Genomic DNA, 12,381 nt, shown 5'->3' on the forward strand with positions numbered 1-12,381 from the left:
ATTCGCCGCCCGCACCGCGAATGAGCAGCGTCGATGCGCGGCGCCCGGCCGCCGGACCCTTCGGCAAGGCCCGTGCGCCGGCCCCGGTCTGTGTTCACGTCGCTGGCGCTGTGTTCACGTCGCTGGCGCTGCGTTCATGTCGCCGGCGCTGCGGGAGTTCGCGCACGCGCGCTGGAGCCCCGGGGGCGGGCCGAACGGTGAGCAAGGAACGCGCGGGCGCCGGATCCGTGCAGGAGCCCACCGGGCAGCTGGCCCTGCGCCGCACCAACCTGACGAGGATCCTGCGCCACATCAGGACGAACGGCCCGAGGTCAAGGGCCGCCGTCGCGGCCGCGACGGGTGTGCACAAGGCGGCGGTGTCGAGCCTGGTGGACGAGCTGCTGACCCGCCGCCCGGTGCGGGAGATCGAAGCCGAGCCATTGGGGACCCCCGGGCCGCGGGATCACCTGAGCCCGGACGTGGGCGCCACCGGCATCGAGATCACCGTCGACCACCGCGCCGTCCACGGCGCCGACCCGACCGGCCGCACGGTGATCGAGAAGCGCGTGAGCTTCGACGCCGTGCACCGCGACTTGGAACGCTGCATCGAGGAGACGTGGGAACGCTGCATCGGGGCCCTGCCGGAGGTCGCGGGGCGCTCCCTGTGCCGCACTGGTGCGTCGGGGCGTGACGCCGGCCGGCCTGACGGTGGCGGTGCCGCGCCTGGTGGACGTGGCCCGGGGGCTCGTGGTGCTGGCCCCGAACCTGGGCTGGCGGGACCTGCCGCTGACGGCGAGACCGGCGCACGGCCTGACCCTGGGCCTGTGGGCCGGCGTGGACAACGACGTCAACCTGGCCGCGCTGGCCGAGTGCACCCGGGGCGGTGGCGGCCGGCATCGACGACCTCGTGTACCTGACCGGCGAGGTGGGCGTCGGCGGTGGGGTGATCGTGAACGGCCACCCGCCCGAGGACCCGACGGCGGTGACGCTGCCCCCGCACAACTCCAGCCGGGTGGCGACCCGCGCCCCGCTTCTCCTGGCCGGCCCCTGATCCACGTCGCTCTGTTTCGCCGGGGTTCGAAAATGTCTTCGGAGGTTCGTTCGAGGGTATTGTTTGGGGAATCCCGTATCGCGGGTTTGGCGGTATTTTTCGCACGGACGGAGCGTTCCGGAAATACGATACGGTTCGACGGTGAGGTGTGGTCCGCCGTTTTCGGGTCGGGCTGCGGCGGGATCGGCAATCGCCGGATGCGTCTCCGTGCCGACGTCGTTGCCGCCGAGCGCCACCCGCCGCCTGCATCCGCGGGCGGTGACTGCTCCGGCTGTTCACATGCGGCGGCCGCGTTGGGCTGTTCGGGTGTGGTTGCGGTGTGCGGTGTGGTGGTCGGGGTTTTGGGCTGTTCGGCGGCGGGCGGCTCGGGTGTGGTTGCGGTGCGCGGTGCGGTGGTGAGGGTTTCCGGTTGTTCGGCGGCGCTCCGCTCCGGTGTGGTTGCTGTGCGCGGCGCGGCGGCAGGGGTTGCTGACGAGGTGCTGCCGTGGATGCGGCGCAGCTTCGCGGCGTGTCGCTGCGCGAGTCCCCAATCGCGATGCCGGGCGTGCTCGCGCCGGAACTGCTCAGCGATGGGCGAGTAGTTCCGGCGCCGGCTCCGATCCCGCATGGCAGCTATTTCACTTCGCGTGAAAAACTGCAACTGGCCCATACCAGGAATTATCCCAGAATCGGCCCGAAAACCCGACCCCGGGCCGCACCGGATCGCAAATAGCGCACACTTTACTCTCGCCGTCGAATGCGTCCGTGAATTGCGTCGCCGACAACGCCGGGAGTGGCGATCGCGTATCCGTGCAACGTGGGACAGCGCCTGAGGAATGCCTCGAGAAGGACGACGATCGTCAGCGCCACGTGCGCGCCGTCGTCGGGGAGCGGCATATGCTCGCTGGCGACGAGGCGCCGACGTCCAAGGCCCGCTCCGCACCACGAGCCTGTGGTGGCGCGAGCGCAGGGCTCGGATGGCTTCCGTGACGCATCCACGCGCGTCTAGCGCGACCTGGTCGAGGCCGCGGTAGACGCCGCTACCGCGACCTGCTCGGTGCCGCGGTAGAAGGGTGTGGATGTGCCGCTACCGCGACCTGCTCCGGGCCGCGGTAGGAGCGTGTGGACGTGCCGTTGCCGCGACCTGCTCGCGTCCCGGCAGAGGCGTGTGGACGTGTCGTTACCGCGAGCTGCTCGGGGCCGCGGAAGCCCCGCCCTGGAGCGACTCCGGCCGGGACCGCGTTCATCAGGCGCGCCTGCACCCTGATGGTGGGCGGGGCTCAGGTGATTCCGGGACGGGATCCAGTTGGTCTGGCGTGCCGGCCGGGCTCGAGCGATTCCGGGCCGGGACCCCTGTTCGTCTGGTGTGCCGGCCGGGCTCAGGCGACTCCGGCCGGGCGGAACTGCACGGACACGCGGGGGCCGACTGCGCGAGCTGTCTTGGGTACGCAGTGCTCCCAGGTCCGCTGGCACGAGCCGCCCATCACCACCAGGTCGCCGTGGCCGAGTGGGAAGCGCACGCTGTCGCCGCCGCCGCGGGGCCGTAGCAGCAGTGCTCGCGGGGAGCCGAAGGACACGATCGCCACCATCGTGTCGAAGCGGGATCCTCGGCCGATCGTGTCGCCGTGCCAGGCGACGCTGTCGCGTCCGTCCCGATACAGGCACATGCCCGCGGTCATGAAGGGCTCTCCGAGCTCCTCCACGTAATGCGCCGTGAGGCGGCGCCGGGCCTCGGTCAGCAGCGGGTGCGGGAGCGTCTCCTCGGCCGGATACCAGCGCAGCAGGCGGGGGACGTCGACCACGTCGTCATACATCTTGCGCCGTTCCGCACGCCAGTCCACCTCGTGCAGGAGTGTCTGCAGGATGGCGTCGGAGCCCAGGACCCAGCCCGGCAGGTGATCGACCCACGCGCCGCGGCTCAGGTGGTGGCGGGTGACCTGCCCGGTCAGCGACCCGAGTGAGGGGCCGGCGACGTCGAACATCGACGGCTGGTACGCGAGGTCAATCATGGCTTCGAGTCTAGCGAAGTTCGAACACTAGTACGAGCGTAATCCGCCGAACGGGTTGGGGATTTACAGTATGTCGATGGGGCCGTCACGCAAGGTTGATCGCGGTCTGAGTCCGTTCGGGTGCCCGGCTGTGACCAGGGATGATGTGGCGCCCCGGCCCCGCGCCGCGGGCGACGGCGAGCCGATGCGGGCAGGCGACGGTGATGTGACGGGCCCGGGCGGCGACGAAGGCCAGCGGCCGAACACTGCCGCGAGCGTGAGCAGCGGTCAGGGGGCGAGCGGTCGGAGCGGTAGCGCTGAGGGCGCGGGCGATGAGGGAGTGAGCGGTCGGAGCGGTAGCGCTGAGGGCGCGGGCGATGAGGGAGTGAGCGGCGGGACGGTCGTTCGCGGGGTCGACGGGGTGTGGCACGTGTGCGGGCACGCGGCCGGGCGGGCCGTCCTGCGCAGTGCCGACACCGTGCAGGCGGGGCTGGGCGTGGAGACGGTGGAGAAGCTGCCGCCCAGGATTCGCCGGCCCGTGCTCTATCGGGATGGGGCGGAGCATCGGGAGTACCGTCGGCAAACCGCGAAATTCTTCACCCCGCGCCGCGTGGACGAGCACTATCGCGGGCTCATGGTCGAGATCGCCGAGCGGCAGCTCGACGTCCTGCGCCGCGACGGGGAGGCCGAGCTCTCCACGCTCAGCTTCCGGCTCGCGATCGACGTGGCCGCCGCCGTGATCGGGCTGACCGAGAGCCGTCCGGGCATCGACGCGCGGCTCGAGCGCTTCTTCCCGGAGCAGTTCGGCCGGCCGGGGTTCACGAGTCTCGCCGGCCTGCGCTGGTTCGTGCGCCAGAACCTGCAGTTCCTCGGGATCTACCTCAAGGACGTGCGCCCCGCGATCCGGCCCCGCCGCCGGGCGCGCCGCGACGACCTGATCTCGCACCTGCTGGACGAGGGCTGCCGCGACGGCGAGATCCTGGGCGAGGTGATCACGTTCGCGGCCGCGGGCATGGTGACGACTCGGGAGTTCGTCAACCTGGCCGCCTGGCATCTGTTCACAGACCGGGAACTGCGCCATTCGTACCGCCGGAGCCCCGAACCCGCGCGCCACGCCATCCTCCACGAGCTGCTGCGCCTGGAGCCGGTGGTCGGCAACCTCAAGCGCCGCACCACGGCCCCGATCACCGTGCCGGACGGCGAGGGCACCGCGACGATCCCGGCCGGGGCCGTCGTCGACGTGGCCGTGCACGCGGCCAACCTCGACCCCGCCGCCGTGGGCCCGCAACCGTGCGCCGTCCGCCCGTCCCGCCCGCTCGCGCAGGGCGTGACCCCGGCGGCGCTGTCGTTCGGCGACGGCCCGCATCGCTGCCCCGGCGCGTACGTCGCCATTCAGGAGGCCGACATCTTCCTCACGCGCCTGTTCGCGCTTCCGGGCCTGCGCATGACGAGCCCGCCGAGGGTGGCGATGAAGCCGGACATCAGCGCGTACGAGCTGCGCGGCCTCCGCATCGCCATCGACCGCCCCTGACTCGGCTCCAACCCCGCGACCGTCTCTGACTCGGGCTCCGGGCCCGCGACCGCCGCTGACCCGGCTTCGACTCCGCGATCGTCTCTGACTCGGCTTCGAATCCGCGATCGTCTCTGACTCGGCTTCGGCTCGGCGACCGCCCTGCGGACCGCCGGGGGAGCCGGGCCGGCGGGCGGGCGGCGGGCGGGCCCGAGCTCGTTCGGTATTGAACGATTCGCCCATGGTGATGGCCCCAGGTGACGCGCGGCGGGAATGCCCGTATCGTGAGAGCGGCTCGAATGTTGGAAGGTGTTGAGCCCGATGAGTCCCGCCGATCGTTTCGCCGTGTTTCCCGAATTCAACGTGACCGTCGAGCCGTTGCCCAACCAGGCGTTGCGCGTGCGCGTCGCCGGGGAGGTGACCCTGGAGAACGTGGGCGAGCTGCGCACGGTGCTCTTCCGCGCCATCGACGACGTCCGCGCCCGTGCCGTCGAGGTCGACCTGAGCCTCGTGACGTTCATCGACTCGACCGGCATCGGCAAGCTCGTCAGCGCCCGCGCCCACGCGATCACGAACAACAGCGACCTGTGGATCGTGAACCCCAGCCCGGGTGTGCGCCGCGTCCTGAGCCTCCTCGGTCTCCTGGAGATTCTGGGCACCCCGACCGGCACGAGCGGCTGGGCACCGCCCAAGTCCGCCTGAGGGTTCGCCCGGGTCGCGCAGCGTCGGCCGCTGGACCAAGGTCGACCGCAGCAGCTCGGACGCGTCCGGGGCGCCGTCGCGCGAAGGGCAGCACGCCACCCGGCCGAGTGAGTGCCGGCGCGGGCCTGACCACGCGATGCCGGGGAAGCCGCGGCGAGCGACGTGCGCCGGGGAAGCCGCGGTGGTCGTGACGGCGGCTGCTGGTCGAGCAGCGCCCGGGCGCGCCGGTGCGCGCCCTCAGGCGCGGGGAGGCGCAGGCAGCGCCGGTCGAGCAGTGCCTGCGCGGCCTCCTCCGGCAGCGCGGAGGGAGCCGGAGGGTGCCCGCAGGCAGCGCTGGTCGAGCAGCGCCCGGGCGAGCCGGTGCGCGCCCTCAGCCGCGGGATGCCGCAGGGAGCGCTAGTTGAGCAGCGCCTGCGCGAGCCGGTGCGCGCCCTCCCTCCGCCGGCAGCGCGGAGGGAGCCGGAGGGGGAGCCGCGGGGAGGGGGCCGGAGGGGGAGCCGCGCGGAGGGAGCCGGAGGGGGAGCCGCGCGGAGGGGGCCGGAGGGGGAGCCGCGCGGAGGGAGCCGGAGGGAGAGCCGCGGGGAGGGGGGCCGGTCCGGTAGAGCCGAGCCGTGCCCCGGGCGGGGCCGCGAGAGCCGGCCGGTGCGCGCGCCCGCCCCGGGGGCGGGGCAAGAGCCGGTGCGCGCGCCCGCCCCGCCCCCTCAGCCGCGGGAAGGCGCAGGGAGCGCTAGTCGAGCAGTGCCTGCGCGAGCCGGTGCACGCCCTCATCCAGCAGCGCCGGCGGAGCCGCGGCGAACGTGAGGCGCAGGTGCGGCGCGTCCGGCTCGGCGGCGTACCAGGGCCGCCCCGGGAAGACCACCACGTGCCGGGCCGCCGCCGCGGTCGTCACGGCCACGTCGTCGGCCCCGTCGGGGAGGCGGAGCCAGGCGTGGAGGCCTCCGCGCGGTACCGATGGCGGATCCAACGCCGGCAGGTGCCGCCGGATCGCGTCGAGGAGGGCGTCGCGGCGCGTGCGCAGGGCGGCCCGCAGCGCCCGCAGGTGTCGCGGCCACGCCGGTGAGGTCACGAAGTCCAGGGCGGCCTGCTGCAGCGGGCCCGACACGAAGAAGTCGTCGAGCACGCGGGCCGCGCGCAGCCGGGCGCCGGCCGGGCCCCGGGCGCCGATCGCCGCCACGCGGAGGCCGGGCGCGGCGGATTTCGTGAGCGACCGCAGGTACACCACGTGGCCGTCCGTGTCGCCGCAGACCAGCGGCGGCGGGGGATCGGCGTCGATGGCGAGGTCGCGCGCGTAGTCGTCCTCGAGCAGGAACGCGCCCGCGGCCCGCACCTCGGCCAGCACCCGCTCGCGGCGCCCGGGGGCGAGGGTGGCGCCGTGCGGGTTGGCGAACATCGGCTGGCAGTAGAACAGCCGGGCGCCGGTGCGCCCGAGCGCGGCGGCGAGCAGGTCAGGGCGCACCCCGGCGTTGTCGGCCGGCACCGGCACGACGCGCAGGCCGGCGGCGCGGGCGGCGGCGAGCGCGCCGAGGTAGGTGGGGGACTCCACCAGCACCGTGTCGCCCGGCGCGGCCAGGGCGCGGAACGCGGTCGACAGCGCCGCCTGCCCGCCCGGGCAGATGACGAAGTCCTCGGCGCGCAGGGCCCCGGCGCCCCGGGCGAACCAGGCGCGCAGGTCCTCGCGCCCCTCGGCCGGGCCGCGCTGCCAGCTCGACGGGTGCCGGGCCGCCCGGGCCAGCGCGGCGCCGAGCGTGGCGGCCGGCTGGAGATCCTCGTCGAGGTACCCGCTCGACAACGGGATCGTCCCCGGCCGCGGCACCGCCAGCAGCGCCGACATCGCGTCCTCGCCCGCCGGTCGCGGCCCGAGCGCGATCGACTGCCACGAGAGGTCGGGCGCGGGGACGGCCGCGGCGGCGCGCGCGGCGACGAACGTGCCCCGCCCGGGCTGGGTGTCGAGCAGCCCCTCGGCGGCCAGCGCCCGGATCGCGCGGCTGACGGTGATCGGCGACGCCTGGTGCCGCGCGGTGAGTTCCCGCACGGTGGGCAGCCGGCTCCCGGGCGGCGACCCGGCCGCGGCGGCGCGCAGATCTTGGATAACGCGGGCGGCTGCGTTATCGTCATTCATGAGAAGCAAGGATAACGTTACCCGCTCGGGTGCGATAACGGGGGCCGCGCTCGGCGCGCTGGGTGTCCTCGGGTTCAGCATGTCGCTGCCGGCCACGAGGGTGGCCGTCGAGCACCTGGACCCGTGGTTCGTCGCGTTCGGGCGGGCGGTCGGCGCGGGCCTGCTGGCCGCGGCCTATCTGGCGGTCGTGCGCGCCCCGCGCCCCACCGCGGCCCAAGCGCGCCGCCTGGCCGTGGTCGCGCTGGGCGTCGTGGCGGGCTTCCCGATGTTCACGAGCCTGGCCCTGCAGACGAGCACCGCGGCCCACGGCGCCGTCGTGGTCGCGCTGCTGCCGGCGATGACGGCCGGCTTCGCGGTCCTGCGCGCCCGGGAGCGCCCGACCCCGGCCTTCTGGCTGGCGGGCGGGGCCGGCCTGCTGGCGGTCCTCGTGTTCCTGGCGCTGAGCCGCTCCGTCTCCGGCGCGCTCGGCCCGGCCGACCTGTTCCTGCTGGCGGCGATCGTGCTGTGCGGCCTCGGGTACGCCGAGGGCGGCGCCCTCGCCCGCGACCTCGGCGGCGCGCGCACGATCTGCTGGGCGCTCGTGCTCGCCCTGCCCGCCACGGTCGCCATCACCACGGTGGCGGCGCTGCGCCACCCGCCGGCCGCCCCCGCCGCCGGGTGGGCCGGCTTCGCCTACCTCACCGTGATCTCGATGTTCCTGGGCTTCTTCGCCTGGTACGCCGGCCTGGCCCGGGGCGGCGTCGCGCGCGTCGGGCAGACCCAGCTCGCCCAGCCGGTCCTCACGCTGGCCTGGTCCGCGTGGCTGCTGCACGAGCACGTCGCGCCGATCGCGGTCGCCGCCGCCGTGCTCGTGCTCGCCTGCGTGGCACTGACCCAGCGGCTCCGGTTCGAGCGGCCGGAGACCTACGGCCCGGACCGCGTCACCACCTGACCGCCCGGAGCGCGCACAATGGGGTTGTGCGCATCGCCTTCGCGGCCGACGACAGCAACGCGACCACCGAGGCCGTCCTCGCCCACCTCGCCGAGGCCGGCCACGACGTCCTGCGCCTCGGCGAGCAGCCCTGGCCCGGCCTCGGCGCCGGGGTGGGCCGGGCCGTGGCCGAGGGCCGGGCGGACCTGGGTGTCGTGATGTGCTGGACCGGCACCGGCACGGCCATCGCGGCCAACAAGGTCCCCGGGGTCCTCGCCGCCGTGGCCTGGGACCCGTGGGTCGCCCGCGGCGCCCGGCTCTGGAACGACGCCAACGTCCTCGCGATGAGCCTCAAGCGGCTCGCCCCGGACGTCGCCGTCGAGGTGCTGCGCGCGTTCCTCGAGACCCCCGGGCCGGACCCGGACGAGGCCGGGAACATCGCGCTGCTGAAGCGGCTCGACGACGACTGAGGGCACGCCCCGCGGCGGCCGGACAAGCATCGGCAACGCGGGCAACCGTTTGCGCGCTCGCGGTCTGACCGGCGGCCCGCTGCACGGTGACCAATCCGTTATCCGGCAATGCCGTTCCCGACGCAACCGGGCCGGGCCGCCCGAGGTCTTTGCACAATGACGGCGACGAACATCGCCGTCCACGTGACGTAGCAACGCCATCGTCAACCGACATCCGGCGACCCACACGGTGGGCGTGGTGCATGCCCACGCCCTGTGCACAGTGGACGGTCCACTGTGCACACGGTTCGAGCCGCATCCGAGCGGCACGCCGTGGAGGGCCGAGGCGGAGGCCGGCCGATGCGTGCTGCCTGCGTCCGGGACCCCGAATCCGCGGCCCTGCAACCGCGGCACCCTGAAAGGCCCTGCTCGTGAAGATGACGAATGCACATATGAGAAGGCGTGCGATGGTGGCCGGTGCGGCCGCCGCGACGCTCGCGCTGTCGGCCTGCGGAGGCGCCAACGGCGACGATACCAGCACCAACAGCGGTCAGAAAGGCTCCGCGGGTTACAACGCGGCCATCACCGGTGTGCTGAACCCGTCCGACAAGAAGGGCGGCACGCTCAAGCTCACCACCAACCCCGACCCCGACTCGTGGGACCCGGCGATCGCGTACTACGCGAGCGAGTGGAACATCATGAAGGGGTTCTACGTCCGCACGCTGCTGGCCAACGAGGCCAAGCCGGGCGCCGACGGGCTCAAGCTCGTGGGTGACCTCGCGACCGAGGTGCCCAAGCCGACCGACAACGGCACGACGTACACCTTCCACCTGAAGCCGGGCGTCAAGTTCGAGGACGGCGCGCCCGTCACCTCGAAGGACATCAAGTACGGCATCGAGCGCATCTTCGCCTCCGAGGTCGTCAACGCCGGCCCGAAGTGGCTCGTGGACGCGCTCGACCAGGGCCAGAACTACCCCGGCGCGTACAAGGACCCCGACCCGAACAAGCTGGGCCTGAAGTCCGTCGAGACGCCGGACGACAACACCATCGTGTTCCACCTGGCCAAGCCGAACTCGGACCTGCTCTACTGGCTGCAGATGCCGGCGTCGAGCCCGGTGCAGCGGTCCAAGGACACGGGCACGCAGTACGCCAACCACCCGCAGTCCACCGGCCCGTACAAGTTCGAGTCGTGGGAGCAGGGCAAGAAGCTCACGATGGTCCGCAACGACCAGTGGGACCCGGCGACCGACACCGTGCGCAAGGCGCTGCCGGACCGCATCGAGATCACCTACGGCACCGCGGTCGACGAGATCGACAACCAGCTGCTGTCCAACGAGGTCGACCTGGACATCGCCCAGACCGGCGTCCAGCAGGGCGCGCAGCCGAAGATCCTGCTCGACCCGGAGAAGAAGAAGAACGCCGACGCGCCGGTGACGGGCTTCATCCGCTACGTCGCCATCAGCACCAAGGTCGCGCCGTTCGACAACATCCACTGCCGCAAGGCGGTGCAGTACGCGCTGGACAAGACCGCGATGCAGACCGCCCGCGGCGGCGCGGAGGCCGGTGGTGACATCGCCACGAACATGCTGCCGCCGACGATCAACGGCCACGACCCGGCCGACGACCTGTTCAACACCAAGTCGGGCAAGCCGCAGATCGACAAGGCCAAGGAAGAGCTCGCGGCGTGCGGCAAGCCCAACGGCTTCGAGACGGTCATCGCGACGCGCAACCAGGGCAAGGAGCCCAAGACGGCGGAGGCGCTGCAGCAGTCGCTCGCCGCGATCGGCATCACCGCGAAGCTCGACCCGCAGGACTCGGGCCTGTACTTCCGCTCGACCATCGGCTCGCCGAGCAACGTGCACAACAAGGGCTACGGCCTGATGATGGCGGGCTGGGGTGCGGACTACCCGGCGGCGTCGGGCTTCCTGAAGCCGCTCGTCGACGGCCGGGCCATCTCCGAGTCGGGCAACAACAACTACGCCGAGCTGGACGACCCGGCGATCAACGCGCTCATCGACCAGGCCGCGGCCGAGGCCGACCCGGCGAAGAACGCCGAGATCTGGAAGCAGATCAACCGCAAGGTGTCGGAGACGGCGGCCTACCTGCCCTTCACCTACGACAAGGCGCTCAACTACCGCAACCCGCGGCTGACCAACGTCTACATCACGCAGTACTACGGCATGGTGGACTTCGGCAACCTGGGCGTCATGAGCTGACCGCCGCAGGCAACGCGCCGGGTTGACGAGGGACTTCCCGGCGCGCGCGGTCACCCGGCCGGTCGCTCTTCCTCCTTGGGCGACCGGCCGTCGTCGTGCCCTCGTGCGGGGTCCTCGTTCAGTACGCGACGCTGACCCGGCGATGGATCCACTCCGGCTCGTCGAGGGCCCGGAACATCGCGTCCGCCACGTCGGCGCGCGACAGCGTCCGCCCGCCGCGGACGTTCACGTCGAGCACCGTCCGATATGGACGGTTGGGCCCGTCGGTCAGGCGGGGCGGCGCGATCAGCGTCCAGTCGAGCCCGCTGTCGCGCAGCACCTGCTCGGCCACGGCCAGGTCCGCGAACCCCTCGCCGAGCACGCGTCGCACGAGCGGCTTGACGACGTGCCGCATGACCGGCCCGTCGCCGCGGTCCGCGACCCGCCCCGCGGCGTCGACGCTGACGATGCGCCGCACGCCGGTCGCCAGCATCGCGGCGGCCTCGGCCCGGGCCCCGTCGGCCTGCACCGTGCTGCGCGCGCCCGGCTCGCGGCGGCGGCGGGCCCGCATCTCCGCGGGCCGTATCCCGAGCGCCGACAGCACCGCGTCCCGCCCGGCGACCGCGGCCGCCAGCGCCCCGGCGTCGCCGAGGCCGGCCACCACCACCTCGCAGCCGAGGTCGGCGGGCCGCCGCGAGACCGCGGTCACCTCGTGCCCGCGCGCCCGGCCCTGGCGGATGAGCTCGCGACCGATCCCGCCGGTCGCCCCGAACACGGTCAGCTTCATGGTTGCCGTCCCCCTGCCGGTTAGTAAGTGCTCACTAACCCCTACGATGGCACGTGACCGCGAGTTTCGGAAGGGGTGCCCTGGTTGGCGACGACGCGCGACGTGATCCTCGACGCCGCGGCGCGCGTGCTGCGCGAGCGCGGCCTCGCCAACGCCACGACGAAGGAGATCGCGCGGGAGGCGGGCTTCTCCGAGGCGACGCTCTACAAGCACTTCCGCGACAAGCTCGACCTCATGGTCGTGGTGCTGCACGAGCGCGGCCCGCAGTTCATCCCGATGCTCCTGACCCTGCCGGCCCGTGCGGGCTCGGCCCCGGTCCGCGAGATCCTGACCGAGCTGGCGACCGTGTGCATCACGTTCTACCGCGACGGCTTCCCGATGTTCGCGTCGATCCTGTCCGACCCCGCGATCCTGGCCGCGCACCGCGACCACCTGCGCGCGCGCAACCTCGGCCCGCACCGCGCGAACGAGGGCCTGGCCGGATATCTGCGGGCCGAGCAGGCGCTGGGCAACATCGCGGCCGACGCCTCGCCGCAGGCCCTGGCCGGGCTCATCCTCGGCGCGTGTTTCCAGCACGCGTTCATCACGTTCTTCGCCCCCGAACCGGTCGCGGACGACGAGGCGGCGGCGGCCTTCATCGCGGGCCTGCGCCTGTAGCGCCGGCCTTGACCACCGCGGAGGCCGGGATGCCTGGCGGGAGCGACGGTCCGGA

General features: G+C 73.2%; 11 protein-coding genes. 8 read left to right on the plus strand and 3 right to left on the minus strand.

Annotated elements, in window-relative coordinates; genetic code table 11:
- Window positions 1-862: 862 nt before the first annotated feature.
- Both ACQP2P_RS12020 and ACQP2P_RS12025 read left to right on the plus strand, forming a co-directional pair.
- Window positions 863-1,030, plus strand: coding sequence for a hypothetical protein (locus ACQP2P_RS12020; RefSeq protein ID WP_433615579.1), 168 nt, complete (start codon window positions 863-865; stop codon window positions 1,028-1,030).
- Window positions 1,031-1,514: 484 nt separating this feature from the next.
- On the plus strand, window positions 1,515-1,742 hold the full coding sequence (locus tag ACQP2P_RS12025; protein ID WP_433615581.1) for a hypothetical protein: 228 nt from the start codon (window positions 1,515-1,517) through the stop codon (window positions 1,740-1,742).
- 646 nt (window positions 1,743-2,388) lie between these two features.
- Here the strand turns inward: ACQP2P_RS12025 and ACQP2P_RS12030 are convergent.
- On the minus strand, window positions 2,389-3,018 hold the full coding sequence (locus ACQP2P_RS12030) for an alpha-ketoglutarate-dependent dioxygenase AlkB (protein WP_433615583.1): 630 nt from the start codon (window positions 3,016-3,018) through the stop codon (window positions 2,389-2,391).
- A 364-nt stretch (window positions 3,019-3,382) separates the two neighbouring features.
- Between ACQP2P_RS12030 and ACQP2P_RS12035 the strand changes: the two genes are divergently transcribed.
- Complete coding sequence (locus ACQP2P_RS12035) at window positions 3,383-4,528, plus strand: cytochrome P450 (RefSeq protein WP_433615584.1); 1,146 nt, start codon at window positions 3,383-3,385, stop codon at window positions 4,526-4,528.
- A 324-nt stretch (window positions 4,529-4,852) separates the two neighbouring features.
- Window positions 4,853-5,209: an STAS domain-containing protein gene (locus ACQP2P_RS12040; protein WP_433615586.1), complete on the plus strand. Its 357-nt coding sequence runs from the start codon at window positions 4,853-4,855 to the stop codon at window positions 5,207-5,209.
- Between the two features lie 727 nt (window positions 5,210-5,936).
- Here ACQP2P_RS12040 and ACQP2P_RS12045 read toward each other — a convergent pair.
- Window positions 5,937-7,328 carry a PLP-dependent aminotransferase family protein gene (locus tag ACQP2P_RS12045; protein WP_433615588.1) on the minus strand — a complete coding sequence of 464 codons (1,392 nt, stop codon included), beginning with the start codon at window positions 7,326-7,328 and terminating at the stop codon, window positions 5,937-5,939.
- On the opposite strand from ACQP2P_RS12045, the gene ACQP2P_RS12050 reads away from it, so the two are divergent.
- The 3 genes from ACQP2P_RS12050 (at window position 7,327) to ACQP2P_RS12060 (ending at window position 10,903) form a co-directional block, all read left to right on the plus strand.
- Window positions 7,327-8,259 carry a DMT family transporter gene (locus ACQP2P_RS12050; RefSeq protein ID WP_433615589.1) on the plus strand — a complete coding sequence of 311 codons (933 nt, stop codon included), beginning with the start codon at window positions 7,327-7,329 and terminating at the stop codon, window positions 8,257-8,259. The two genes, ACQP2P_RS12045 and ACQP2P_RS12050, sit on opposite strands and share 2 nt — an antisense overlap.
- A gap of 26 nt (window positions 8,260-8,285) precedes the next feature.
- Entirely contained in the window at window positions 8,286-8,708 is a 423-nt protein-coding gene (locus ACQP2P_RS12055; protein ID WP_433615591.1) for an RpiB/LacA/LacB family sugar-phosphate isomerase, read from the plus strand.
- A 431-nt stretch (window positions 8,709-9,139) separates the two neighbouring features.
- Window positions 9,140-10,903: an ABC transporter substrate-binding protein gene (locus tag ACQP2P_RS12060; protein ID WP_433615593.1), complete on the plus strand. Its 1,764-nt coding sequence runs from the start codon at window positions 9,140-9,142 to the stop codon at window positions 10,901-10,903.
- A 118-nt stretch (window positions 10,904-11,021) separates the two neighbouring features.
- Here ACQP2P_RS12060 and ACQP2P_RS12065 read toward each other — a convergent pair whose 3' ends face one another.
- Window positions 11,022-11,669, minus strand: coding sequence for an NAD(P)-dependent oxidoreductase (locus ACQP2P_RS12065; protein WP_433615594.1), 648 nt, complete (start codon window positions 11,667-11,669; stop codon window positions 11,022-11,024).
- Between the two features lie 84 nt (window positions 11,670-11,753).
- Here ACQP2P_RS12065 and ACQP2P_RS12070 point away from each other — a divergent pair, with 84 nt between their 5' ends.
- Window positions 11,754-12,326 (plus strand): TetR/AcrR family transcriptional regulator, encoded by a 573-nt coding sequence (locus tag ACQP2P_RS12070; RefSeq protein ID WP_433615596.1) that lies wholly within the window; start codon window positions 11,754-11,756, stop codon window positions 12,324-12,326.
- The last annotated feature ends 55 nt before the right edge of the window (window positions 12,327-12,381 follow it).

It is taken from the genome of Dactylosporangium sp. CA-139114 (assembly GCF_050955725.1).
GTDB lineage: Bacteria > Actinomycetota > Actinomycetes > Mycobacteriales > Micromonosporaceae > Dactylosporangium.